Source organism: Pseudomonas cucumis (assembly GCF_030687935.1).
Classification (GTDB): domain Bacteria; phylum Pseudomonadota; class Gammaproteobacteria; order Pseudomonadales; family Pseudomonadaceae; genus Aquipseudomonas; species Aquipseudomonas cucumis.
On sequence record NZ_CP117454.1, the window covers coordinates 1,215,448 to 1,240,363 of the forward strand.

At 58.2% G+C, this 24,916-nt stretch carries 20 protein-coding genes; 18 read left to right on the top strand and 2 right to left on the bottom strand.

The window, feature by feature from the left end:
• Positions 1-49 precede the first annotated feature (49 nt).
• Both PSH97_RS05290 and map read right to left on the bottom strand, forming a co-directional pair.
• Positions 50-2,752 carry a [protein-PII] uridylyltransferase gene (locus PSH97_RS05290; protein WP_305448383.1) on the bottom strand — a complete coding sequence of 901 codons (2,703 nt, stop codon included), beginning with the start codon at positions 2,750-2,752 and terminating at the stop codon, positions 50-52.
• 45 nt (positions 2,753-2,797) lie between these two features.
• The gene (gene map, locus PSH97_RS05295; protein WP_095631674.1) at positions 2,798-3,580 is read right to left on the bottom strand and encodes a type I methionyl aminopeptidase; all 783 of its coding nucleotides are present in this window, start codon (positions 3,578-3,580) and stop codon (positions 2,798-2,800) included.
• A 373-nt stretch (positions 3,581-3,953) separates the two neighbouring features.
• Here map and rpsB point away from each other — a divergent pair, with 373 nt between their 5' ends.
• The 18 genes from rpsB (at position 3,954) to tilS (ending at position 24,754) form a co-directional block, all read left to right on the top strand.
• Positions 3,954-4,691: a 30S ribosomal protein S2 gene (gene rpsB / locus PSH97_RS05300; protein ID WP_007907989.1), complete on the top strand. Its 738-nt coding sequence runs from the start codon at positions 3,954-3,956 to the stop codon at positions 4,689-4,691.
• A 192-nt stretch (positions 4,692-4,883) separates the two neighbouring features.
• A complete protein-coding gene (gene tsf, locus PSH97_RS05305) occupies positions 4,884-5,747 on the top strand; it encodes a translation elongation factor Ts (protein WP_305448384.1) in 864 nt (287 codons plus the stop codon).
• 208 nt (positions 5,748-5,955) lie between these two features.
• Positions 5,956-6,699, top strand: a complete 744-nt coding sequence (gene pyrH / locus PSH97_RS05310) for a UMP kinase (protein ID WP_003172271.1) — start codon at positions 5,956-5,958, stop codon at positions 6,697-6,699.
• Positions 6,696-7,253 (top strand): ribosome recycling factor, encoded by a 558-nt coding sequence (gene frr, locus PSH97_RS05315; protein ID WP_305448385.1) that lies wholly within the window; start codon positions 6,696-6,698, stop codon positions 7,251-7,253. Before pyrH ends, frr begins: the two co-directional genes overlap by 4 nt.
• Before the next feature lie 13 nt (positions 7,254-7,266).
• Positions 7,267-8,022, top strand: a complete 756-nt coding sequence (gene uppS / locus PSH97_RS05320) for a polyprenyl diphosphate synthase (RefSeq protein ID WP_008015050.1) — start codon at positions 7,267-7,269, stop codon at positions 8,020-8,022.
• Positions 8,022-8,825, top strand: coding sequence for a phosphatidate cytidylyltransferase (locus tag PSH97_RS05325; RefSeq protein WP_305448386.1), 804 nt, complete (start codon positions 8,022-8,024; stop codon positions 8,823-8,825). Before uppS ends, PSH97_RS05325 begins: the two co-directional genes overlap by 1 nt.
• The gene (gene ispC / locus PSH97_RS05330) at positions 8,822-10,012 is read left to right on the top strand and encodes a 1-deoxy-D-xylulose-5-phosphate reductoisomerase (protein WP_305448387.1); all 1,191 of its coding nucleotides are present in this window, start codon (positions 8,822-8,824) and stop codon (positions 10,010-10,012) included. The genes PSH97_RS05325 and ispC overlap by 4 nt, the downstream gene beginning before the upstream one ends.
• A gap of 52 nt (positions 10,013-10,064) precedes the next feature.
• Positions 10,065-11,417, top strand: a complete 1,353-nt coding sequence (rseP, locus tag PSH97_RS05335; protein WP_305448388.1) for a sigma E protease regulator RseP — start codon at positions 10,065-10,067, stop codon at positions 11,415-11,417.
• A 72-nt stretch (positions 11,418-11,489) separates the two neighbouring features.
• The gene (bamA, locus tag PSH97_RS05340; RefSeq protein ID WP_305448389.1) at positions 11,490-13,880 is read left to right on the top strand and encodes an outer membrane protein assembly factor BamA; all 2,391 of its coding nucleotides are present in this window, start codon (positions 11,490-11,492) and stop codon (positions 13,878-13,880) included.
• 45 nt (positions 13,881-13,925) lie between these two features.
• Positions 13,926-14,429: an OmpH family outer membrane protein gene (locus PSH97_RS05345; RefSeq protein WP_007907155.1), complete on the top strand. Its 504-nt coding sequence runs from the start codon at positions 13,926-13,928 to the stop codon at positions 14,427-14,429.
• A 3-nt stretch (positions 14,430-14,432) separates the two neighbouring features.
• A complete protein-coding gene (lpxD, locus tag PSH97_RS05350; protein ID WP_305448390.1) occupies positions 14,433-15,488 on the top strand; it encodes a UDP-3-O-(3-hydroxymyristoyl)glucosamine N-acyltransferase in 1,056 nt (351 codons plus the stop codon).
• Positions 15,489-15,596: 108 nt separating this feature from the next.
• Positions 15,597-16,037 carry a 3-hydroxyacyl-ACP dehydratase FabZ gene (gene fabZ, locus PSH97_RS05355; RefSeq protein ID WP_007907157.1) on the top strand — a complete coding sequence of 147 codons (441 nt, stop codon included), beginning with the start codon at positions 15,597-15,599 and terminating at the stop codon, positions 16,035-16,037.
• The gene (lpxA, locus tag PSH97_RS05360) at positions 16,034-16,810 is read left to right on the top strand and encodes an acyl-ACP--UDP-N-acetylglucosamine O-acyltransferase (protein ID WP_305448391.1); all 777 of its coding nucleotides are present in this window, start codon (positions 16,034-16,036) and stop codon (positions 16,808-16,810) included. Before fabZ ends, lpxA begins: the two co-directional genes overlap by 4 nt.
• 2 nt (positions 16,811-16,812) lie before the next feature.
• Positions 16,813-17,940 (top strand): lipid-A-disaccharide synthase, encoded by a 1,128-nt coding sequence (gene lpxB / locus PSH97_RS05365; protein WP_305448392.1) that lies wholly within the window; start codon positions 16,813-16,815, stop codon positions 17,938-17,940.
• Complete coding sequence (rnhB, locus tag PSH97_RS05370; protein ID WP_305448393.1) at positions 17,940-18,581, top strand: ribonuclease HII; 642 nt, start codon at positions 17,940-17,942, stop codon at positions 18,579-18,581. The genes lpxB and rnhB overlap by 1 nt, the downstream gene beginning before the upstream one ends.
• A gap of 82 nt (positions 18,582-18,663) precedes the next feature.
• Entirely contained in the window at positions 18,664-22,185 is a 3,522-nt protein-coding gene (gene dnaE / locus PSH97_RS05375) for a DNA polymerase III subunit alpha (protein WP_305448394.1), read from the top strand.
• 139 nt (positions 22,186-22,324) lie between these two features.
• A complete protein-coding gene (locus PSH97_RS05380; RefSeq protein WP_052966371.1) occupies positions 22,325-23,272 on the top strand; it encodes an acetyl-CoA carboxylase carboxyltransferase subunit alpha in 948 nt (315 codons plus the stop codon).
• Positions 23,273-23,425: 153 nt separating this feature from the next.
• A complete protein-coding gene (tilS, locus tag PSH97_RS05385; protein WP_305448395.1) occupies positions 23,426-24,754 on the top strand; it encodes a tRNA lysidine(34) synthetase TilS in 1,329 nt (442 codons plus the stop codon).
• Positions 24,755-24,916: the final 162 nt, after the last annotated feature.

Consider the following 24,916-nt stretch of genomic DNA (forward strand, 5'->3'; position numbering starts at 1 on the left):
ACAGGACGCTTTCGCGAGCAAGCCCGCTCCCACAGGGAAATTTGTTAATTCAGATGCTGATGCGCGAAAGTTTGATATCGGGTTCCTGGCTGACGCTCAGCTGTTCGACGATTGCATCCTGCAAACGGCTGCACAGCAACGGGTCGGATAGCGGCTGATTGTTGGCGTCGGTGATGAAAAACACGTCTTCCACGCGCTCGCCCAAGGTGGCGATCTTGGCGTTCTGCAGCGACAGATCGAACTCGAGGAAGATCGTGCCGATCCGCGCCAGCAGGCCGGGACGGTCGGGCGCACTGAGCTCCAACACGGTCACCGGACGCTGGGCGTCGTTGTGGATCGTCACCTGTGGCGCAAACGCGAAATGCTTGAGCTGGCGCGGCACCCGACGCTGGATGATGGTCGGGTAGTTGTCCGGATTGCGCAGGGCTTCGGTCAGGCCTTCGCGGATCTGCTTGACCCGTGCCGGGTTGTCGCCGATCGAGTCGCCATCGGTGTCGAGCACGATATAGGTGTCGAGGGTGAACTGGCTGCTGGAAGTGATGACCCGGGCGTCGTGAATGTTCAGGTTGAGCTGGTCCATCGCGGCCACGGTCACGGCGAAGAAGTCGTGCTGGTCCGGAGCATAAATGAAGATCTGCGTACCGCCCTCGAACTCGCGCTGGGTGGTTTCCTTGATCAGCACCAGCGGGCCACCGTCAGCCGGTTGCTGCAGAATCGCGTCGGTGTGCCAGGCCACGTCGCCAGCGGTGTGGCGCAGGAAATAGTCATCACCCAATTGCGCCCAGAGCTGCTCGACATCGTCCGGATCGTTGCCGCCGCGTACCAGGATGTCCAGTGCCGCGCTCTGGGTCTGGCGGATCTGCTCTTCGCGATCTACCGGGTTCTCCAGGCCACGACGCAAGGCGCGCTTGGTCTCGGTGTAGAGCTGGCGCAACAGGCTCGCGCGCCAGGAGTTCCATAGCGTTGGGTTGGTTGCGTTGATGTCCGCAACGGTCAGCACATACAGATAATCAAGACGGGTTTCATCGCCGACGGTCTGCGCGAAATCGTGGATCACGTGCGGGTCGGACAGATCCTTGCGCTGGGCGGTGGTCGACATCACCAGATGGTTCTGCACCAGCCACACGATCAGACGGCTGTCCCACACCGGTAACTGATGGCGCTGGCAAAAGGCTTCGGCATCCACGGCGCCGATTTCCGAGTGATCGCCATGCCGGCCCTTGCCGATGTCGTGATACAGACCGGCCAGGTAAATCAGTTCGGGTTTGGGCAGTTTGGCCATGAGCTTGCTGGCCAGCGGGAATTTTTCCGACACCTGGGTGTACTGCAGCTTACGCAGGTGTTTGATCAGGTTCAGGGTATGGGCATCGACCGTATAGATGTGAAACAGGTCGTGCTGCATCTGCCCGACAATGAAACCGAACTCCGGCAGATAGCGCCCAAGGATGCCGTAACGGTTCATCCGCCGCAGATTGCGGTGGATGCCGATCTTGCACTTGAACAGCTCGATGAACAGGCTGGTATTACGAATGTCGTTGCGAAAATCGTCGTCGATAAGATGACGATTTTCCCGCAGCAGGCGGATGGTATCGGCGCGTACGCCTTTGATCTCCGGTTGCTGGGCCATCAGCACAAAGATCTCGAGCATGGCGAATGGCGTACGGCGAAACACGTTGTCGCTACGCGCCTCGATGTAGCCGTCGTGCAGCTGGAACCGCGAGTTGATCGGTTGTGGTGGCGCTTCGTCTTCGGGGGCCAGGATCACTTCTTCGAAGTGCTGGATGATCAGGTCGCTGAGCTGGGCAATGCTCATGACCACCCGGTAATACTGCTGCATGAAGTTTTCGATGGCTTGCTTGGCGTCATTGCCTTCGAACCCCAACAGCCCGGCGATGGAACGCTGGTGATCGAACAGCAAGCGGTCTTCGGAGCGGCCGGCGAGCATGTGCAGGGCGTAACGTACTTTCCACAGAAACTCCTGGGACGAGGCCAGCAGGGCGTTTTCGCTCTCCACCAGGAATCCTTCGCCCGCCAGGGCCCGCAGGTTCAGGGTGCCGTACTGACGGCGGGCGACCCAGAGAATCGTCTGAATATCCCGCAAGCCGCCGGGCGAACCTTTGACGTTGGGTTCCAGGTTGTATTCAGTGTCGTTGTATTTGTGGTGACGGGCCTTTTGCTCGGCGCGTTTGGCCAGGAAGAACTCCTTGCTCGGCCACATGTGCGCGGTGCTGGTGACATCCAGCATGCGCTGGCGCAGCCGCTCGGGGCCGCAAATAGTGCGGCTTTCCATCAGATTGGTGACGACCGTCAGGTCGGCACGGGCCTCGACGGCGCATTCGTCCACCGAACGAACGCTCTGGCCTACTTCCAGGCCGATGTCCCACAGCAGCGTCAGAAAGCGCTCGATGGAATCCCGAAAAATTTCGTGATCGGCGCTGTCCAGTAAAATCAGCAAATCGATGTCGGAATAGGGGTGCAACTCGCCGCGACCATAGCCGCCGACCGCCACCAGGGCAATATCGGCGTCTTCGCTCCAGTTAAACTGTTCCCAGGCCTGTTGCAGGATGTTGTCGATAAACCAGGCGCGATCCTCGATCAGCCGGCGAATATCCCGGCCACTGCGAAACCGCTCGTCGAGCACCTCGCGGGCCTGACGGATCGCCTTCTTGAAAGCAGCAATAGGGCTTGCCTTCAGGGCCAGTTCAGCCTGGAACTGGCCGCGGTCGAAGAGTTCGGGATCCACCTGCGGCATCGATTGGCTTTCCTTTCTATAAGGCTGGGAACGGAGCGGGCGGGATCAGGCCGAAACGCGTGCGATGGTATCGTCGCTGCGCAAAGTGAAGATCTCGTAACCGGTTTCGGTCACCAGCAGAGTGTGTTCCCACTGTGCCGACAGCTTGCGATCCTTGGTGATGGCGGTCCAGCCGTCGCCCAACACCTTGGTGTCAGCCTTGCCCTGGTTGATCATCGGCTCGATGGTGAAGGTCATGCCGGCTTTCAGTTCCATGCCGGTGCCGGCGCGGCCGTAGTGCAGGATCTGCGGCTCTTCGTGGAACACCTTGCCGATGCCGTGGCCACAGAACTCGCGAACCACCGAGAAGCCGTTCTTTTCGGCGTGCTTCTGGATCACTTCACCGATATCGCCCAGGCGGCAGCCGGGTTTGACCAGTTCGATGGCCTTGTACATGCATTCCTGAGTCACCTGGGACAGGCGCTCGGCCCAGACCGGCACCGTGCCGACGTGGAACATGCGGCTGGTATCGCCGTGGTAGCCGTCCTTGATCACGGTGACGTCGATATTCAGTGTGTCACCATCCTTCAACGGTTTCTCGTTCGGGATGCCATGGCAGACCACATGGTTGATCGAGGTGCAGATCGACTTCGGGAAGCCTTTGTAGTTGAGCGGGGCTGGGATGGCTTTCTGCTCATTGACGATGTAGTCGTGGCAAATGCGGTCCAGTTCTTCGGTGGTGACACCCGGTTTGACATAATCGGCAATCATTTCCAGCACATCGGCGGCCAATTTGCCGGCGATCCGCATTTTTGCGATGTCCTCTGGGGTTTTGAGGGTGACGGTCATACAGGCTCTCTCTGCGCTCAATGGCGCTTTCTAAAACGAAATGGGCATTGCGCGAACAATTGTCGCGGCCCTGAAAAACACGATTCTATCAGACGATCAGCGCAAATCTGAGCCTCTGTGCATCGCTTCTCTTTATAGGATGGCGCATTCTGGGGGGATTCCAAGGCGGGGGCCAAAAGCATTCCCCCGGTTTTCAGAATCCGGGTTCCGTTTTTTTCTGCCTTGTGATATAAAATGCGCCGCTTTCCGGGGATACCCTGAAAAGCTTAAATCCACACACGTGTCGACACGATGACCTGGGTGCCTTCAGCTGAAGCTGCTGGTTGGTCATTGGGATACGTGGAGGCCAAACCCGACTTATTAAGGAACTATCATGTCCCAAGTCAACATGCGCGATATGCTGAAGGCCGGTGTGCACTTCGGTCACCAGACCCGTTACTGGAACCCGAAAATGGGTAAATACATTTTCGGCGCGCGTAACAAGATTCACATTATCAACCTTGAAAAAACCCTGCCAATGTTCAACGAAGCTCTGACTTTCGTAGAGCGTCTGGCCCAGGGCAAAAACAAGATTCTGTTCGTCGGCACCAAGCGTTCCGCTGGCAAGATCGTTGCTGAAGAAGCAGCACGTTGCGGTTCGCCGTACGTCGATCACCGCTGGTTGGGCGGCATGCTGACCAACTTCAAAACCATCCGTGCTTCCATCAAGCGTCTGCGTGACCTTGAAGTACAAGCCGAAGACGGTACTTTCGCCAAGCTGACCAAGAAAGAAGCGCTGATGCGCACTCGCGATCTTGAGAAGCTGGATCGTTCCCTGGGTGGTATCAAGGACATGGGCGGTCTGCCAGACGCTCTGTTCGTTATCGACGTTGATCACGAGCGCATCGCGATCACCGAAGCCAACAAGCTGGGCATCCCGGTTATCGGCGTAGTCGATACCAACAGCAGCCCGGAAGGCGTTGACTACATCATCCCAGGCAACGATGACGCAATCCGCGCTATCCAGCTGTACATGGGTTCGATGGCTGACGCTGTAATCCGTGGTCGCAACCACGTTGCTGGCGGCACCGAGCAGTTCGTTGAAGAAGCTCCGGCAGCTGCAGCTGAGTAACTGACGCCCTGGCGTTGACTCAGTAAGCAAAAAGGGGGCTTGGCCCCCTTTTTGCCACCTCGAAAACCATTTGTGAGCAGCGCAGCTACAGCATTTGTAACGTGCAGCGGCTAACAAGGGTGGTTCGGGAAGAATTGAACGCCCGTTCGATCGGGTGGAATGGTTGAAAACCTATCCAAGAGGAATTTGAAAATGGCAGAGATTACTGCAGCGTTGGTCAAAGAACTGCGCGAGCGTACCGGCGAAGGCATGATGGATTGCAAAAAGGCCTTGACCAAGGCTGGCGGCGACATCGAAAAAGCCATTGATGACATGCGTGCTTCGGGCGCCATCAAGGCTGCCAAGAAAGCAGGCAACGTGGCTGCTGAAGGCGCGATCGCTCTTAAAGAAGACGGTAAATCCGCCGTTCTGCTGGAAGTGAACTCGCAGACCGACTTCCTGGCCCTGCAAGACGACTTCAAGGCATTTGTTGCTTCCAGCGTAGAAAAAGCGTTCGCTGACAAGCTGACTGATGTCGCTCCGCTGATCGAAGCTCAAGAAGCCGATCGTCTGGTTCTGGTCGGCAAGGTTGGCGAAAACGTCAATATCCGTCGCCTGACTCGCGTTGAAGGTGATGTTGTTGGTGGTTACCTGCACGGCAACAAGATCGGTGTCGCGGTTGTTCTCAAGGGCGGCAACGTTGAGCTGGCCAAAGACATCGCTATGCACGTAGCGGCCACCAACCCTGAATTCCTGCTGCCATCGGAAGTTTCCGCTGAAGCGGTCGAGCGCGAGAAAGGCGTGTTCCTGACCCTCAACGCTGACAAGATCGCTGGCAAGCCAGAAAACATCGTTGAAAACATGGTTAAAGGTCGTATCAGCAAGTTCCTGGCTGAAGCGAGCCTGGTTGAGCAGGCGTTCGTCAAGAACCCTGAAATCAAGGTCGGCGAACTGGCCAAGAAAGCCGGTGCAGAAATTGTTTCTTTCACCTACTTCAAAGTAGGCGAAGGCATCGAGAAGCCGGTCGACAACTTCGCTGAAGAAGTTGCTGCCCAGCTGGCTGCCGCCAAGCAATAAGACAGTTTTTTAACTGTCGCCCTGAAGAGGCTGCCCGCTTACGCGCGCAGCCTCTTTTCAGATGGGGCACCAATTTTATTGGTTTCCTTTTGGAACTGGCTTACAAAGCCATGTTCCGATGGCGCTGAAGCAGTGCCAAGCTAGAGTGAACGCCAGCTGTAAACAGCTCGCAAAGAATTTTTAAAATACGCCGCAGGAGAGATTCGCAATGGCTCAGCAGGGCAGTGGTTATCAGGCTCGCTATAAACGCATTCTACTCAAGCTTAGCGGCGAGGCCCTGATGGGCTCGGAAGAGTTCGGGATCGACCCCAAAGTTCTGGATCGCATGGCACTGGAAGTTGGCCAACTGGTCGGCATCGGTGTTCAGGTCGGTCTGGTGATCGGTGGCGGCAACCTGTTCCGTGGCGCGGCGCTCAGCGCGGCGGGCATGGATCGGGTGACTGGCGACCACATGGGCATGCTGGCCACTGTGATGAACGCCCTGGCGATGCGCGATGCGCTGGAACGTGCCAATATCTCGGCCATCGTGATGTCGGCCATTTCCATGGTTGGCGTGACCGATCACTACGATCGCCGCAAAGCCATGCGCCACCTGAACGCCAAGGAAGTCGTGATTTTTGCGGCCGGTACTGGTAATCCGTTCTTCACCACGGATTCGGCAGCCTGCTTGCGTGCAATCGAAATCGACGCTGATGTCGTGCTCAAGGCTACCAAGGTCGATGGCGTTTACACGGCTGATCCATTCAAAGACCCGCATGCCGAGAAGTTCGATCATCTGACTTATGATGAAGTACTGGATCGCAAGCTGGGCGTGATGGATCTGACGGCCATTTGCCTGTGCCGCGACCACAAGATGCCGTTGCGCGTATTTAACATGAACAAGCCCGGCGCCCTGCTGAATATCGTGCATGGCGGCGCTGAAGGGACCCTGATCGAGGAAGGCCAACAATGATCAACGAAATCAAGAAAGACGCTCAAGAGCGCATGAAAAAATCCGTCGAGTCGCTGGCGCACAACTTCGGTCGTATTCGTACGGGCCAGGCGCACCCAAGCATTCTGGAAGGTGTGATGGTTCCGTACTACGGCTCCGACACTCCGATCAAGCAGGTAGCGAACATCACCGTCAAAGACGCCCGTACTCTGCAAGTGGTGGCCTTTGAGCGCAACATGCTGGGTGCCGTCGACAAAGCCATCGGTAGCGCGGGTCTGAACCTCAACCCGACCAACCTGGGTGAGTTGCTGCTGATCTCCATGCCGGCCCTGACCGAAGAAACCCGCAAGGGCTTCACCAAACAGGCTCGCGATGTCGCTGAAGATGCCCGTGTTGCAGTGCGCAACATCCGTCGTGATGCGAACAGCCAACTCAAGGATCTGGTCAAGGAAAAGGAAATCAGCGAAGACGAAGAACGTCGCGCTACTGGCGAGATTGATGATCTGACCAGAAAGTACGTGGCTGAAATCGACGCGAATTTGGCGCAGAAAGAAAAAGACCTGATGGCCGTATAAGGGTCACGTTTTAATGGATAAGACAAAGCAGACTGCGCCGTCCGCGGTGCCGCGCCATGTCGCGATCATCATGGATGGTAATAATCGCTGGGCGAAAAAACGCTTTATGCCGGGTGTCGCCGGGCATAAAGCGGGTGTGGATGCAGTGCGTGCGGTCATCGAGGTGTGTGCCGAGGCCAAGGTTGAAGTACTGACCCTGTTCGCCTTCTCCAGCGAGAACTGGCAGCGCCCGGCCGATGAGGTCAGTGCCTTGATGGATTTGTTCTTCAAGGCGTTGCGTCGCGAGGCCAAGCGTCTCAACGACAACAACATCAGTTTGCGCATCATTGGCGATCGTTCACGTTTTCACCCGGAGCTTCAGGCCGCCATGCGCGAAGCCGAGGCGATGACTGTCGGTGCCAACCGCTTTGTCCTGCAGATCGCCGCCAATTACGGCGGTCAGTGGGATATCGCGCAAGCCGCGCAGCGTCTGGCTCGCGAAGTTCAGGCCGGGCATCTGCGTCCGGAGGATATTACCCCTGAGCTGTTGCAAACCTGTCTGGCGACCGGCGATCTGCCGTTGCCGGACTTGTGCATCCGTACCGGTGGCGAGCATCGCATCAGTAACTTCCTGCTGTGGCAACTGGCTTACGCCGAGTTGTACTTCTCCGACCTGTTCTGGCCGGACTTCAAACACGACGCCATGCGCAATGCGCTAGCCGATTTCGCTTCTCGCCAGCGTCGCTTCGGTAAAACGAGCGAGCAGGTCGAGGCTGGAGCCCGGGTTTAATGCTTAAACAACGAATCATCACGGCACTGATTCTGCTGCCGATTGCCCTGGGCGGGTTTTTCCTGCTCGAAGGTTCCGGTTTTGCGCTGTTCATCGGGCTGGTGGTGACGCTTGGGGCGTGGGAGTGGGCGCGGTTGGCAGGCTTCGCTGCTCAGTCGATACGCCTTGCCTATGCAGCTGTGGTCGCGTTGATGCTGTTTTTCATGCACATCCTGCCGGGGCTCGCACCTTGGGTGTTGGGCGCTGCAGTGCTCTGGTGGGGCGTGGCCACGTACCTGGTATTGACCTATCCACAGTCCAGTCAGCATTGGGCCAGTGCTGCCTGCAAACTGGTGATCGGTTTGTTGATTCTGCTGCCGGCGTGGCAAGGCCTGGTTCTGATCAAGCAGGAGCCCTTGGGTAACTGGCTGATCATGGCGGTGATGGTGCTGGTCTGGGGGGCCGATATCGGTGCGTACTTTTCCGGTCGAGCCTTCGGCAAACGCAAGTTGGCGCCACAAGTCAGCCCTGGCAAAAGCTGGGAAGGCGTGTACGGCGGCTTGCTGGTGAGTCTGGTGATTACCGCAATCGTCGGTTTTGTGCGGGACTGGAGTTTCGCTCAGATGCTGATGGGACTGTTCGGTGCCGCAGTCGTGGTGTTCATTTCAGTGGTCGGCGATCTTACCGAGAGCATGTTCAAGCGCCAGTCGGGGATCAAGGACAGCAGTAATCTGCTGCCCGGTCACGGCGGCGTGCTGGACCGCATCGACAGCCTGACGGCGGCTATTCCAGTATTCGCTGTGCTGCTGTGGATGGCCACATGAGCCGCCCACAACAGATTACCGTGCTGGGCGCGACCGGTTCGATTGGTCTGAGTACCCTCGATGTCATTGCCCGTCATCCCGAGCGTTATCAGGTTTTCGCCTTGAGCGGTTTCACTCGGTTGAGTGAATTGCTGGCGCTGTGCGTGCGTCATGCGCCGCGCTTCGCCGTCGTGCCGGAGTCCGGCGCTGCCCGACGCTTGCAGGACGATTTGCACGCGGCCGGTCTGTCGACCCGCGTTCTGGTGGGGGAGGAGGGCTTGTGTCAGGTCGCATCCGATCCGGAAGTCGATGCGGTGATGGCGGCCATTGTCGGTGCGGCGGGCTTGCGTCCGACCCTGGCGGCGGTCGAGGCTGGCAAGAAGATTCTTCTGGCCAATAAAGAAGCACTGGTAATGTCCGGTGCGCTGTTCATGCAGGCCGTGCGTAAAAGCGGTTCAGTGCTGCTGCCGATCGACAGCGAGCACAACGCGATTTTCCAGTGCATGCCACAGGATTTCGACCGTGGGCTTGGCGCGGTTGGTGTGCGTCGGATTTTACTGACCGCTTCTGGCGGTCCGTTCCGGCAGACGCCCATGGCCGAACTGGCGCATGTTTCCCCAGAGCAAGCGTGTGCACACCCGAATTGGTCCATGGGGCGCAAGATTTCGGTGGATTCGGCCAGCATGATGAACAAAGGACTCGAGTTGATCGAGGCCTGCTGGCTGTTCGACGCCACACCGTCCCAGATCGAAGTGGTAATTCACCCGCAGAGCGTGATTCATTCGCTGGTCGACTACATCGATGGTTCGGTATTGGCGCAGTTGGGCAATCCGGACATGCGCACGCCGATCGCCAATGCCTTGGCCTGGCCGGAGCGAATCGACTCGGGTGTTGCGCCGCTGGACCTGTTTGCCATCGCTCGTCTGGATTTCCAGGCGCCCGATGAGGAGCGTTTCCCGTGCCTGCGCCTTGCGCGTCAAGCCGCCGAGGCTGGCAATAGCGCGCCGGCCATGCTCAATGCCGCGAATGAGGTGGCGGTGGCGGCCTTTCTCGACGGACGGGTTCGCTACCTGGAAATCGCGAGTATCATCGAGGAAGTGTTGAACCTCGAGCCTGTGGTTGCGGTAGATGATCTCGAGGCAGTGTTTACGGCCGATGCGAAAGCACGGGTACTGGCCGGGCAATGGCTGAGTCGTCACGGGCGATAAGTGCTGCAATACGTTGCCCCATGCAGCACTGATAGGATTGCGGAGAAAGTACATGAGCGCGCTCTATATGATTGTCGGCACCCTGGTAGCGCTGGGTGTGCTGGTCACCTTCCACGAGTTCGGCCATTTTTGGGTCGCGCGTCGCTGTGGGGTCAAAGTGCTGCGTTTCTCCGTGGGCTTCGGCATGCCGTTGCTGCGCTGGTACGACAGCAAAGGCACTGAGTTCGTGATCGCCGCTATCCCGTTGGGTGGCTACGTGAAGATGCTCGACGAGCGCGAAGGCGAGGTCCCGGCCGATCAGGTCGATCAGTCCTTCAATCGTAAATCTGTCCGTCAGCGCATCGCCATCGTCGCGGCTGGCCCGATCGCCAACTTTCTATTGGCAATGGTGTTTTTCTGGGCATTGGCAATGCTGGGCAGCGAGCAGGTGCGGCCGGTTATCGGCGCGGTCGAGTCTGGCAGTATTGCCTCAAAGGCAGGTTTGAGCCCGGGCCAGGAAATCATGGCCATCGATGGCGAGCCAACCTCCGGCTGGGCCGCGGTGAATCTGCAACTGATCCGTCGTCTGGGTGAGAGCGGTGCCATTCAATTGCTGGTCCGCGAACAGGGCTCCACGGTGGACACACCCCGTGAGCTGGTGCTGGACAAGTGGCTCAAGGGGGCTGAGGAGCCAGATCCGATTCGCTCGCTGGGTATTCGTCCTTGGCGTCCGGCGTTGCCTCCCGTCCTGGCCGAATTTGATCCGAAAGGTCCAGCGAAGGCGGCGGGCCTGAAAGCAGGTGATCGCTTGTTGGCGCTTGATGGCAAGGCGCTGGACGATTGGCAGCAGGTGGTCGACATCGTCCGTATGCATCCGGATACCAAAATCATGCTGCGCGTCGAGCGCAAGGGTGCTCAAATCGACGTCCCTGTGACGTTGGCCGCTCGCGGCGAGAGCAAATCGCCCAATGGTTATCTGGGCGCTGGGGTGAAAGCGGTCGATTGGCCGCCAGAGATGATTCGCGAAGTCAGTTACGGTCCGGTGGCTGCGATTGGCGAGGGTGCCCGACGCACTTGGACCATGAGCGTACTGACCCTCGATTCGCTCAAGAAAATGTTGTTCGGTGAGCTCTCGGTAAAAAACTTGAGTGGACCGATAACCATTGCTAAAGTGGCGGGCGCTTCTGCCCAGTCGGGCGTCGCTGATTTCCTGAATTTCCTTGCTTATCTGAGTATTAGCTTGGGGGTTCTGAATTTGTTGCCCATTCCTGTACTGGATGGGGGACATTTGTTGTTTTATCTGATCGAGTGGGCGCGTGGTCGTCCCTTGTCGGATCGGGTGCAAGGTTGGGGGATACAGATCGGTATCAGTTTGGTGGTCGGGGTGATGTTACTTGCTCTGGTCAATGATCTGGGTCGACTGTAACGCTTCGCTGAATTGCGAATCTGCCGCATTTTGCGGCAGTTTTTATTGCCAGTTGGAATAAGAAAGGACTTCATGAAACGTCTGCTGCTAACTGCGGTTCTCACCGTATTGATGATCGCCGAAGTTCACGCCGAGTCCTTCACTATCTCTGATATTCGCGTCAATGGCCTCCAGCGGGTCTCCGCGGGTAGCGTCTTTGGTGCCTTGCCGTTGAACGTCGGCGAACAGGCGGATGATCGTCGCCTGGTGGAATCCACTCGTGCGTTGTTCAAAACCGGCTTCTTTCAGGATATCCAGCTGGGTCGCGATGGCAACGTCCTCGTCATCACTGTAGTCGAGCGGCCATCGGTCGCCAGTATCGAGATCGAAGGCAACAAGGCGATCTCTACTGAAGACCTGATGAAGGGCCTCAAACAATCCGGTCTGGCTGAAGGCGAGATTTTTCAGCGCGCCACCCTTGAAGGTGTGCGTAACGAACTGCAGCGCCAATACGTCGCTCAGGGCCGTTACTCGGCTACCGTCGATACCGAAGTCGTACCGCAGCCACGTAACCGCGTGGGCCTGAAGGTCAACATCAACGAAGGCACCGTTGCAGCTATCCAGCACATCAACGTGGTGGGTAACACCGTATTCCCTGATGAAGACCTGATCGACCTGTTCGAACTCAAGACCAGCAACTGGTTGTCGTTCTTCAAGAACGATGACAAGTACGCTCGTGAAAAACTCTCCGGTGACCTGGAGCGTCTGCGCTCCTACTATCTGGATCGCGGCTATATCAATATGGATATCGCGTCGACCCAGGTGTCCATCACCCCGGACAAGAAACACGTCTATATCACCGTCAACGTCAACGAAGGCGAGAAGTACACCGTTCGTGACGTCAAGCTCAGCGGCGACCTGAAAGTCCCTGAAGACCAGATCAAGTCCCTGTTGCTGGTTCAGAAAGGCCAGGTGTTCTCGCGCAAGCTGATGACCACCACGTCCGAACTGATCACCCGTCGTCTGGGTAACGAGGGTTACACCTTCGCCAACGTCAACGGTGTGCCTCAGCCTCACGATGAAGACCACACGGTCGACATCACGTTCGCTGTCGATCCGGGCAAGCGTGCTTACGTGAACCGCATCAACTTCCGTGGCAACACCAAGTCCGAAGACGAAGTACTGCGCCGTGAAATGCGTCAGATGGAAGGCGGTTGGGCTTCGACCTACCTGATCGACCAATCCAAGACACGTCTGGAGCGATTGGGCTTCTTCAAGGAAGTCAACGTCGAAACGCCAGCCGTACCCGGTGTCGATGACCAGGTTGACGTGAACTACAGCGTTGAAGAGCAGGCGTCCGGTTCGATTACCGCCAGCGTCGGTTTCGCCCAGAGCGCCGGTTTGATCCTCGGTGGTTCGATCACCCAGAACAACTTCCTGGGTACCGGTAACAAGGTCAGCATCGGTTTGACCCGAAGTGAATACCAGAGCCGCTATAACTTCGGTTATGTCGACCCCTACTGGACTGCTGACGGTGTGAGCCTGGGTTACAACGCCTTCTATCGCACCACCGACTACGATGAGCTTGACGCCGACCTCACCAGCTACGCCGTAGATAGCCTGGGTGCGGGTGTGAACGTTGGCTACCCGATCAGCGAGACTTCGCGTTTGACCTTCGGTCTGTCTGCACAGCAGGACGACATCAAGACCGGTCAGTACACCGTTGACGAGATTTTCGACTTCGTAAACCGTGAAGGCGATAGCTACCTGAACTTCAAGGCATCGGCCGGTTGGTCCGAGTCCACCCTGAACAAGGGTGTTCTGGCAACCCGCGGTCATTCCCAGAGCCTGACTCTGGAAACTACGACGCCTGGCAGTGATCTGTCGTTCTTCAAGCTCGATTACCGTGGCCAGTTGTTCCAGCCAATTACTGAAAGCTACACTTTGCGCCTTCATACAGAACTGGGTTATGGCGACGGCTACGGTTCGACCGATGGCTTGCCGTTCTATGAAAACTATTACGCGGGTGGTTTCAACTCGGTGCGTGGCTTCAAGGACAGTACTCTAGGTCCGCGCAGTACACCTAGCCGTGGCCAGGCTGTCACGGGTAACGCCGGTACGCTCGCCGACCCGGACCAGGATCCGCTGCCATTCGGTGGTAACGTCCTGATCCAGGGCGGTGTCGAGGTGCTGTTCCCGCTGCCGTTCGTCAAGGATCAGCGTTCCCTGCGTACTTCGGTATTCTGGGACGTGGGTAACGTATTCGACTCCAAGTGCGAAAAGACGACGAACGCCAATGTCGGTTCGACCGCTCAAACCGAGTGCAACGACATCAGCCTGAGCAACATGGCAAGCTCCGTCGGTGTCGGCGTGACCTGGATCACCGCACTGGGTCCTTTGAGCTTCGCGTTGGCCATGCCGATTAAGAAACCGGATGAAGCTGAGACTCAAGTGTTCCAATTCTCCCTCGGCCAGACGTTCTAAGCGTCTGACCCAAGATAACGACAATGGATTTTGTAGGAGTGCATCGTGCGTAAGTTGACTCAATTGGTTCTCCTGGCGACCGTACTGGTCGCAGGTCCGGCTTTTGCCGACATGAAAATCGCCGTTCTGAACTATCAGATGGCACTGCTCGAATCCGACGCGGCGAAAAAATACGCCGTGGACGCCGAGAAGAAGTTCGGCCCACAACTGACCAAGCTCAAGAGCCTGGAAAGCAGCGCCAAGGGTATCCAGGACCGTCTGATGGCCGGCGGCGACAAAATGCAGCAAGGCGAGCGTGAACGTCTGGAGCTCGAATTCAAGCAAAAGGCCCGTGATTTCCAGTTCCAGTCCAAGGAACTGAACGAAGCCAAAGCAGTTGCCGACCGTGAAATGCTGAAACAGCTCAAGCCTAAACTGGACAGCGCTGTGGAAGAAGTCATCAAGAAAGGTGCTTTTGACCTGGTCTTCGAGCGTGGCGCAGTGATTGATGTCAAGCCTCAGTACGACATCACTCGCCAGGTTATCGAGCGCATGAATCAGCTGAAGTAACCCATGACAGCGACTATAAAGCTCGGCCAATTGGCCGAGTTCCTCGGCGCCACCTTACGTGGCGACCCGAAGAAAGAAATTACTGGGCTAGCCACTTTGCAAGAGGCTGGCCCAGCTCAGTTGAGCTTTCTGGCAAATCCTCAATACCGTAAATACCTGGCTGACAGTCAGGCCGCAGCTGTATTGCTGAAGGCCGCTGACGCTGAAGGTTTTGCCGGTGAGGCATTGGTGGTGCCTGATCCGTATCTGGCCTACGCGCGTGTTTCTCATCTGTTCGATCCCAAGCCCAAGGCGCCTGCCGGTATTCATCCGACAGCGGTGGTGGCAGCGGATGCAGTGGTCGACCCGGCGGCGAGTATCGGTGCTTTTGCTGTGATTGAAAGTGCAGCGCGTATTGGCGCAGGCGTGACTGTTGGGGCTCATTGCTTCATCGGTGCGCGCTGCGAAATCGGCGAGGGCGGCTGGTTGGCCCCGCGTGTCACGCTGTATCACGACGTGCGCATCGGCAAGCGGGTGGTGATTCAGTCTGGTGCCGTGCTTGGTGGTGAAGGCTTCGGTTTTGCCAACGAGAAAGGTGTCTGGCAGAAAATCGCCCAAATCGGCGGTGTCTCGATCGGCGATGACGTGGAAATAGGCGTAAATACGGCTATCGATCGCGGCGCACTGGCCGATACCGTTATCGGCAATGGTGTGAAGCTCGACAACCAGATTCAGATTGCTCACAACGTCCAGGTCGGTGACCACACCGCCATGGCCGCCTGCGTGGGGATCTCCGGCAGCACCAAAATCGGCAAGCATTGCATGCTCGCCGGTGGCGTAGGGCTGGTGGGGCATATCGACATTTGCGACAACGTTTTCCTGACCGGGATGACCATGGTAACCCACTCGATTACCGAGCCGGGTTCCTATTCTTCCGGTACGGCGATGCAACCAGCAGCCGAATGGCGCAAAAGCGCGGCACGTATCCGTCAGCTCGATGATATCGCGCGACGTCTGCGACAGCTGGAAAAGCGTGTAGGGGACGTGACCCCTGACGGTAATGCTTCATCAGATGGCTGATACCATTTCCATATCAAGTGTGCACAGCCGCTAGACTGCCTCCTTGATTTGCTAGAGGAGTGCGCGTCAGTCGCGCGCTCCCAATCTTTACATAGGCTTCCCCCCGAAATGATGGACATCAACGAGATTCGCGAATACCTGCCTCACCGTTACCCGTTCCTGCTGGTGGACCGGGTCGTGGATCTGGATGTGGAAGGCAAGCGCATTCGCGCCTACAAGAATGTCAGCATCAACGAACCGTTCTTCAATGGTCACTTCCCTGCGCATCCAATCATGCCGGGCGTGTTGATCATCGAAGCGATGGCTCAGGCTGCCGGGATCCTTGGTTTCAAAATGCTCGACGTGAAGCCTGCCGACGGCACGCTGTATTACTTCGTCGGCTCTGACAAGCTGCGCTTCCGCCAGCCCGTGCTGCCAGGCGATCAGCTGATCCTGGAAGCCAAGTTCCTGAGCTGCAAGCGTCAGATCTGGAAGTTCGAGTGCCAGGCTTCGGTCGATGGCAAGCCAGTCTGCTCCGCTGAAATCATCTGCGCGGAACGCAAACTATGAGTTTGATTGACCCTCGCGCAATCATCGATCCGACGGCCGTTCTGGCCGACGACGTCGAGGTCGGCCCTTGGTCGATCATCGGCGCAGGTGTGGAAATCGGCGAGGGGACAGTGATCGGGCCGCATGTGATTCTCAAGGGCCCGACCCGAATCGGTAAGCACAACCGCATCTACCAGTTTTCTTCGGTAGGCGAGGACACGCCCGATCTGAAATACAAAGGCGAAGAAACCCGTCTGGTCATCGGTGACCATAACGTCATTCGCGAAGGCGTGACGATTCATCGCGGGACCATTCAGGACCGTTCGGAAACGACCCTGGGCGATCACAACCTGATCATGGCCTATGCCCACATCGGTCACGATAGCGTTATCGGCAACCACTGCATCCTGGTCAACAACACCGCGTTGGCGGGCCATGTGCACGTCGCGGACTGGGCGATCCTGTCCGGTTTTACCCTGGTTCACCAGTATTGCCACATTGGCGCCCACAGCTTTTCCGGCATGGGCACTGCCATTGGCAAGGACGTTCCAGCGTATGTCACGGTATTCGGCAACCCGGCCGAAGCCCGCAGCATGAATTTCGAAGGCCTGCGCCGTCGCGGTTTCAGCGAAGATGCGATCCACGCGCTGCGTCGTGCCTACAAGGTGGTTTACCGCCAGGGCCTGACGGTCGAGCAGGCGCTCGCCGAGCTGGCCGAACCCTCGCTTCAGTTCCCGGAAGTCGCGGTATTCCGTGACTCCATCCAGTCTTCGACCCGCGGCATCACCCGTTAACCATGGCCAATCTGCGTATTGCGCTGGTGGCGGGAGAGGCTTCCGGTGACATTCTGGGTGCGGGCCTCATGCGCGCGCTCAAGGCTCGGCATCCGACAGTCGAGTTCATCGGTGTCGGCGGTCCGTTGATGCAGGCTGAAGGCCTGACGTCGTATTTCCCGATGGAACGCCTGTCTGTCATGGGTTTGGTGGAAGTACTGGGCCGTTTGCGCGAGTTGTTGGCCCGCCGCAAGAAACTGGTCGCGGACCTGATCGCCGAGAAGCCGGACGTGTTCATCGGTATCGATGCCCCGGACTTCAACCTCAATATCGAACTCAAGCTGCGTCAGGCCGGGATCAAGACCGTGCATTACGTCAGCCCGTCGGTCTGGGCCTGGCGACAGAAGCGGGTGCTGAAGATTCGCGAAGGTTGCGACCTGATGCTGACGCTCTTCCCGTTCGAAGCTAAATTTTATGAAGAGAAGGGTGTGCCGGTGCGGTTTGTCGGGCATTCCTTGGCCGATGCGATTCCGCTTGAGGCTGATCGCGCCGCAGCGCGGGCCGAACTTGGCTTGCCGAGTGGGCCGCTGGTCGCCCTGATGCCGGGTAGCCGGGGTGGTGAGGTCGGGCGCCTTGGTGCGCTGTTCCTCGACACCGCCCAGCGCTTGCGGGCCATGCGCCCGGGCGTACGGTTCGTCATGCCATGCGCGAGTCCGCAGCGCCGGGCCCAGCTTGAAGAGCTGCTGGCCGGTCGCGATCTGCCGCTGACCTTGCTCGATGGCAAATCCCATCTGGCCCTGGCTGCTTGCGACGCGGTGTTGATCGCTTCGGGCACGGCAACGCTGGAAGCATTGTTGTACAAGCGGCCGATGGTGGTCGCTTATCGCTTGGCACCGCTGACGTTCTGGATTCTCAAACGGATGGTGAAGAGTCCCTACGTCTCCTTGCCGAATCTGCTGGCCCAGCGACTGCTGGTGCCGGAGTTGTTGCAGGACGATGCGACGGTAGAGGCCTTGGCCCAGACCCTGTCGCCACTGATCGATGGTGGCCAGGAACAGACCCGAGGCTTTGACGAAATCCACCGAACCCTGCGCTTGGACGCCTCCAATCAGGCAGCGGACGCGGTACTGAACCTGATTGGCAGAGCATAATGAGCAAAGCAAGCAAGCAGCTGGGCCTGGATTTTATGCTAGTCGATGAACTTGAAGATCTGGTGGCGGGTGTCGATGAAGTCGGTCGCGGCCCGCTTTGCGGTGCAGTGGTGACGGCGGCAGTAATCCTCGATCCGAGCCGACCGATTCTCGGCCTCAACGATTCGAAGAAGCTCACTGAAGCCCGCCGCGAAGCGCTTTACGATGAAATCTGCGAAAAAGCCCTGAGCTGGCATGTCGCTCGCGCCGAAGTGGAAGAAATCGACGAGCTGAACATTCTCCATGCCACTATGCTGGCCATGCAACGAGCGGTCGAAGGGCTGCACATTCAGCCGAAACTGGCGATGATCGACGGCAACCGTTGCCCGAAGCTCTCGATGCGTGCGGAAGCGGTGATCCAGGGCGACGGCAAGGTGCCAGCCATTGCCGCGGCATCGATTCTGGCCAAGGTCAGCCGAGATCGAGAAATGGCCGCATTCGAACTGATTTATCCGGGTTACGGGATCGGAGGCCATAAAGGCTACCCGACACCCGTTCATCTGGAAGCACTGGCCCGCTTGGGGCCGACCCCAATTCATCGCCGCTCGTTCGCCCCGGTACGCTTGGCGTATGAAGCGCGGGAAAACCTGATCGAGAGTTAGTCGCAGGCTGATGTTTTACTCAAGGCCCGGTACAATCCGGGCCTTGTTGTCTTTACGTTTCTAGTTTCTAGACAGGATCACTATGCCGGCTTCATTCGTTCATCTACGCCTGCACACTGAATATTCCCTGGTCGACGGTCTGGTGCGGATCAAACCGCTGGTCAAGACCCTGGTCGGCATGAACATGCCTGCCGTGGCGGTCACCGACCAGAACAACATGTGCTCCCTGGTCAAATTCTATAAAGCTGCCATGGGGGCGGGGATCAAGCCGATCTGCGGCGCCGACCTGTGGCTGTCGAACAAGGATCCGGACAACGCCTTGAGCCGGATCAGCCTGCTGGCGATGAACGCCGTGGGCTATCGCAACCTCACCGAACTGATTTCCCGTGGCTTCATCGACGGCCAGCGCAATGGCTCGGTGATCATCGAGCGCGAGTGGGTGGCTGAAGCCAGCGAAGGCTTGATCATGCTGTCGGCGGCGAAAGAGGGCGAGATTGGTCTGGCCATGCTCAGCGGCAACCCGGACGAAGCCGAAAACCTGGCACGTGAATGGATGGCGGTGTTCCCGGACCGTTTCTATCTGGAAGTCCAGCGTACCAACCGCCCCAATGACGAAGAACAACTGCACGGCGCCGTGGCGCTGGCGGCGAAAATCGGTGCGCCGCTGGTGGCGACCAACGACGTGCGTTTCATCAGGCAGGAAGACTTCGAAGCCCACGAAACCCGCGTTTGCATCGGTGAAGGCCGCGCCCTCGACGATCCCCGGCGTTCGAAGAATTACAGCGACCAGCAATACCTCAAAAGCGCTGAGGAAATGGCCGAGCTGTTCAGCGACTTGCCCGAGGCGCTGGAAAACACGGTCGAGATCGCCAAGCGCTGCAACATCGAGGTGAAACTGGGCAAGCACTTCCTGCCCAACTTCCCGATTCCCGATGGCATGACCATCGATGAGTATTTCCGCAAGGTTTCCTTCGACGGTCTGGAAGAGCGCCTCAGCGTTCTGCTGCCCAAGGACACCACCGAAGACTACGAAGCCAAGCGTCAGGTCTACGTCGACCGGTTGAATTTCGAGCTGGATATCATCATCCAGATGGGCTTCCCCGGTTACTTCCTGATCGTGATGGACTTTATCCAGTGGGCCAAGAACAACGGCGTGCCGGTAGGTCCGGGGCGTGGGTCGGGTGCGGGGTCGTTGGTGGCCTACGTGCAGAAGATCACCGACCTCGACCCGCTGGAATATGACCTGCTGTTCGAACGTTTCCTTAACCCGGAACGGGTATCCATGCCCGACTTCGACGTCGACTTCTGCATGGACGGCCGCGACCGGGTCATCGATTACGTGGCCGAGAAGTACGGCCGTAACGCGGTTAGCCAGATCATCACCTTCGGTTCCATGGCGGCGAAAGCGGTGGTCCGTGACGTGGCGCGGGTACAGGGCAAGTCCTACGGCCTGGCGGATCGTCTGTCGAAGATGATTCCGTTCGAAGTCGGCATGACCCTGGAAAAAGCCTACGAGCAGGAAGAAATCCTGCGCGACTTCATCAAGGTCGATGAAGAGGCTGCGGAAATCTGGGAGATGGCGCGCAAGCTCGAAGGCGTTGTGCGTAACGTCGGCAAGCACGCCGGTGGTGTGGTGATCGCGCCGACCAAGCTGACTGACTTCTCGCCGATTTATTGCGACGAAGCGGGCGATGGCCTGGTAACCCAGTTCGACAAGGACGACGTCGAGGCTGCCGGTCTGGTGAAGTTCGACTTCCTGGGTCTGCGGACCCTGACGGTCATCGACTGGGCGCTGAAAACCATCAACCGCGATCGCGCCAAGGTCAACGAGCCGCCGCTGGATATCGCCTTTATCCCGCTGGACGACAAACCGACTTACACGCTGCTGCAAAAAGCTGAAACCACTGCGGTGTTCCAGCTCGAGTCGCGCGGCATGAAAGAGCTGATCAAAAAGCTCAAGCCTGACTGCCTGGAAGACTTGATCGCACTGGTGGCCCTGTTCCGTCCGGGTCCGTTGCAATCAGGCATGGTTGACGACTTTATCAACCGTAAGCACGGTCGCGCGGAGCTCGCGTACCCGCACTCGGATTACCAGTACGAAGGCCTCAAGCCAGTTCTGGCGCCGACTTACGGCATCATCCTGTATCAGGAACAGGTGATGCAGATTGCCCAGGTCATGGCCGGTTATACCCTTGGCGGTGCAGACATGCTGCGTCGAGCCATGGGTAAGAAAAAGCCCGAAGAAATGGCCAAGCAACGTGGCGGTTTCATTGAGGGGTGCGCCACCAACAATATCGACGCCGACCTGGCCGGTAACATCTTCGACCTGGTAGAAAAGTTCGCCGGTTACGGCTTCAACAAATCCCACTCCGCAGCCTATGGCCTGGTGTCGTACCAGACCGCGTGGCTGAAAGCCCACTACCCGGCGCCGTTCATGGCTGCGGTACTGTCGGCGGATATGCACAACACCGACAAGGTCGTGACCTTGATCGAAGAAATTCGCACCATGAAGCTGCGTCTCGACGCGCCGGATGTGAATACTTCGGAGTTCAAGTTCACGGTGAATGACGAAGGCCGCATTATTTATGGCCTCGGCGCGATCAAGGGTGTGGGCGAAGGGCCGGTGGAAGCGATCACCGAGGCGCGTCAGGACGGACCGTTCAAGGATCTGTTCGATTTCTGCGCCCGTGTCGATCTCAAACGGATCAACAAGCGCACGCTGGATGGCTTGATCCGTAGCGGCGCCCTGGATCGTCTTGGTCCGTACTTCCATGATGAGTCGAAAGCCTATCAGGCCAACATCGACCGCAACCGGGCGGTGTTGCTGAACGCCATGGAAGGGGCGATCAAGGCTGCCGAACAAACCGCTCGCACCCACGACAGCGGCCATGCCGACCTGTTTGGCGGGCTGTTCGTCGAGGAAGATGCCGATGTCTACGCCAATCACCGCAAAGCTAAAGAACTGACCCTCAAGGAGCGCCTGAAAGGGGAGAAAGACACCCTGGGCCTGTACCTGACCGGTCACCCGATTGACGAGTACGAAGGCGAGATTCGTCGCTTCGCCCGTCAGCGCATCATCGACCTGAAGCCGGCTCGCGATACCCAGACGGTCGCGGGCATGATCATCGCCCTGCGAGTGATGAAGAACAAAAAGGGCGACAAGATGGGTTTCATCACCCTCGACGACCGCTCCGGGCGGATCGAAGCCTCACTGTTCGCCGACGCGTTCCATTCTGCGCAGTCGCTGTTGCAGACCGACGCGATGGTGGTGGTCGAAGGCGAAGTCAGCAATGACGACTTCTCTGGCGGCCTGCGGCTGCGGGTCAAGCGGGTGATGAGCATGGAAGATGCGCGCACCAACCTGGCCGAAAGCCTGCGCCTGAAATTGCACACCAAGGATTTGAAGGGCGATCAGCTACGCTGGCTGGGTGATCTGTTCAAGCGCCACCGCGGCGCGTGCCCGATCACCATGGAGTACACCAGTCCCGATGCGAAGGCCTTGTTGCAGTTCGGCGAGACCTGGCGGATCGATCCGGCGGATGCCTTGATTCAAGCCCTGCGTGACCAGTTCGGGCGAGACAACGTCTTCCTCCAATACCGTTGACGGTCAGGTGTGTTTGAAGCACCTGATCCCGACCCGAATTTTTAATCTCGACCTGAACGCGCCTGTCCCTTAAGGTAGGGCGCGAATAGACAACCGGCCGGCCCAAGTTCTCTTGGAGGTCGACCCAAGACGGACGCCTATGAACCCGAATTTTCTAGATTTCGAACAGCCGATCGCCGACCTGCAAGCCAAGATCGAAGAGTTGCGCTTGGTCGGTAATGACAATTCGCTGAATATCGGCGATGAGATCTCCCGCCTGCAGGACAAAAGCAGCACGCTGACCGAAGACATCTTCGGCAAGCTGACCAGCTGGCAGATCGCACGTCTGGCGCGTCACCCGAAACGTCCGTATACCCTGGACTACATCGAACACATCTTCACCGAGTTCGACGAACTGCACGGCGACCGTCACTTCTCCGACGACGCTGCCATTGTCGGCGGTGTTGCCCGTCTGGACGATCAACCGGTGATGATCATCGGTCACCAGAAAGGCCGCGAAGTGCGCGAGAAGGTTCGCCGCAACTTCGGTATGCCGCGTCCGGAAGGCTACCGCAAGGCATGCCGACTGATGGAAATGGCCGAGCGTTTCAAAATGCCGATCCTGACCTTCATCGACACCCCGGGTGCTTACCCGGGCATCGACGCCGAAGAGCGCAACCAGAGCGAAGCGATTGCCTGGAACCTGCGCGTCATGGCTCGCCTGAAAACCCCAATCATCGCCACCGTGATCGGTGAGGGTGGTTCCGGCGGTGCATTGGCGATCGGCGTCTGCGATCAACTGAACATGCTGCAGTACTCGACCTACGCGGTGATTTCGCCGGAAGGTTGCGCCTCGATTCTGTGGAAAACTTCCGAGAAAGCTCCGGATGCTGCTGAAGCCATGGGCATCACTGCCGAGCGTCTGAAGGGCCTGGGCATTGTCGATAAAGTGATCGGCGAGCCATTGGGCGGCGCCCATCGTGATCCGGCCGCTGCCGCTGCCTCGATCCGCGCAGAACTGAGCTCGCAACTGGCGATGTTGAAGAAGTTCGATAACGAGGCGCTGTTGGCCCGTCGTTACGAGCGACTGATGAGCTACGGTCTCTGATCTGACGTTGCTTGGGCAAACGACGCAAAACCAATGTGGGAGCGAGCCTGCTCGCGATATAGCGGTATAACAGACAACAAATTTGTTGAATGTTAAGCAGCCTTCGCGAGCAGGCTCGCTCCCACATTGGGTCTATGTGAAGTGCCGACGTCTATGAATCCTTCGAAGATTGATTTGCCTACCAGGCTTCTGCGCAGCCTCACACCGTGGCGCAACGCTACAACCTGGCGCATCGCCTTCTCCGGTGGTCTCGATTCCACCGTCCTGCTGCACCTTCTCGCACACCTTGCGAAAAACCAACCCCTGCCGACGCTGAGCGCTATTCATGTCCACCATGGCATCCAAGCTGCGGCTGATGTGTGGCCGGAGCATTGTCAGTCAGTCTGTGATGCGTTGGGCGTGCCGCTAGAGGTTGTGCGTGTTCAGGTTGAACCCGGCGCCAGCCTTGAGCGCGCGGCGCGGGATGCGCGTTATGGCGCCTTCATCGCGGCAACCCACACCGGTGAAGTACTACTCACGGGCCAACACCGTGACGATCAGGCGGAAACCCTGTTGTTTCGGCTGATGCGTGGGGCAGGGGTGAGAGGGTTGTCGGGGATGCCGAGCGAGCGTCCCTTGGGGCGGGGGCATCTGCTGCGACCATTGCTCGACGTCACTCGCGCCGAGCTTGAGGCTTACGCGACTGAATATCAGTTGAGCTGGATCGAGGATCCATCGAACCAGGACCGCCAGTTCTCGCGCAATTATCTGCGTCATCAGGTGCTCCCCGTGTTGACCGCGCGCTGGCCGCAAGCGGTAGCGACCATGGCTCGCAGCGCTGCGCATTTGAGCGAAGCGCAGGAACTGCTCGACGAATTGGCGCAAATCGATCTGGCCCACGCTACCACGGTCAGCGATTTCGATTGGCTGGGTTTGCCGTCGCTGGAGCTGGCCTTCCTGGAAAAACTGTCTGATGCGCGCCAGCGCAACGCGTTAAGTCACTGGCTCAAACCGTTGACGACTTTGCCGGACAGTGACCATTGGTCGGGTTGGGGAAGTTTGCGCGATGCGACCGGCGATGCGCGTCCGGTCTGGCGGCTGGCGGGGGGTGAATTGCATCGCGCGGGCGGGCGTCTCTGGTGGTTGTCTGGCGGCTGGCTGCGCACTTCGCCATCGCCGGTGTCTTGGGCTGATCCCTCGCTATCGCTGGCGTTGCCGGACAACGGCGTACTCACATTCACCGGTCAGATCCCCGTTGGCCCGCTGCAGATCCGCTATCGTGAGGGGGGCGAGGTCATGAACCTGCCCGATCGCGGCCACCGTGACCTGAAGCGGTTGCTCAACGAAAGCGGTGTGCCAGGCTTCGCCCGTGGCAGATTGCCGCTGGTCTACAGAGGCCAGCAATTGCTGGCGGTGGCGAACCTGCGGGGGCTAAATGGCGGTGAGCAAAGTGGCTGGTATTTGCATTGGCAGCCGCCGATCGAAGATCAAGGTTTGAGCTGAAAGGGGCTTTCCGGTAGACTACGCTCCCTTCTTGATACAACTTCTGTGGATTCGCCTGAATCGCAGGAGTTGCCGATTACCAAGCAGTCTTTGCTGGGCGATTCCAAAAAATGTGTAGCGAGCAACCTACCGGTGTTTCATCTACCGGTCTGTCCCAACGCG

Coding starts and splice junctions, on each gene's coding strand:
- PSH97_RS05290 (WP_305448383.1), bottom strand. CDS start 2,752: ATGCCGCAGGTGGATCCCGAACTCTTCGACCGCGGCCAGTTCCAGGCT.
- map (WP_095631674.1), bottom strand. CDS start 3,580: ATGACCGTCACCCTCAAAACCCCAGAGGACATCGCAAAAATGCGGATC.
- rpsB (WP_007907989.1), top strand. CDS start 3,954: ATGTCCCAAGTCAACATGCGCGATATGCTGAAGGCCGGTGTGCACTTC.
- tsf (WP_305448384.1), top strand. CDS start 4,884: ATGGCAGAGATTACTGCAGCGTTGGTCAAAGAACTGCGCGAGCGTACC.
- pyrH (WP_003172271.1), top strand. CDS start 5,956: ATGGCTCAGCAGGGCAGTGGTTATCAGGCTCGCTATAAACGCATTCTA.
- frr (WP_305448385.1), top strand. CDS start 6,696: ATGATCAACGAAATCAAGAAAGACGCTCAAGAGCGCATGAAAAAATCC.
- uppS (WP_008015050.1), top strand. CDS start 7,267: ATGGATAAGACAAAGCAGACTGCGCCGTCCGCGGTGCCGCGCCATGTC.
- PSH97_RS05325 (WP_305448386.1), top strand. CDS start 8,022: ATGCTTAAACAACGAATCATCACGGCACTGATTCTGCTGCCGATTGCC.
- ispC (WP_305448387.1), top strand. CDS start 8,822: ATGAGCCGCCCACAACAGATTACCGTGCTGGGCGCGACCGGTTCGATT.
- rseP (WP_305448388.1), top strand. CDS start 10,065: ATGAGCGCGCTCTATATGATTGTCGGCACCCTGGTAGCGCTGGGTGTG.
- bamA (WP_305448389.1), top strand. CDS start 11,490: ATGAAACGTCTGCTGCTAACTGCGGTTCTCACCGTATTGATGATCGCC.
- lpxD (WP_305448390.1), top strand. CDS start 14,433: ATGACAGCGACTATAAAGCTCGGCCAATTGGCCGAGTTCCTCGGCGCC.
- fabZ (WP_007907157.1), top strand. CDS start 15,597: ATGATGGACATCAACGAGATTCGCGAATACCTGCCTCACCGTTACCCG.
- lpxA (WP_305448391.1), top strand. CDS start 16,034: ATGAGTTTGATTGACCCTCGCGCAATCATCGATCCGACGGCCGTTCTG.
- lpxB (WP_305448392.1), top strand. CDS start 16,813: ATGGCCAATCTGCGTATTGCGCTGGTGGCGGGAGAGGCTTCCGGTGAC.
- rnhB (WP_305448393.1), top strand. CDS start 17,940: ATGAGCAAAGCAAGCAAGCAGCTGGGCCTGGATTTTATGCTAGTCGAT.
- dnaE (WP_305448394.1), top strand. CDS start 18,664: ATGCCGGCTTCATTCGTTCATCTACGCCTGCACACTGAATATTCCCTG.
- PSH97_RS05380 (WP_052966371.1), top strand. CDS start 22,325: ATGAACCCGAATTTTCTAGATTTCGAACAGCCGATCGCCGACCTGCAA.
- tilS (WP_305448395.1), top strand. CDS start 23,426: ATGAATCCTTCGAAGATTGATTTGCCTACCAGGCTTCTGCGCAGCCTC.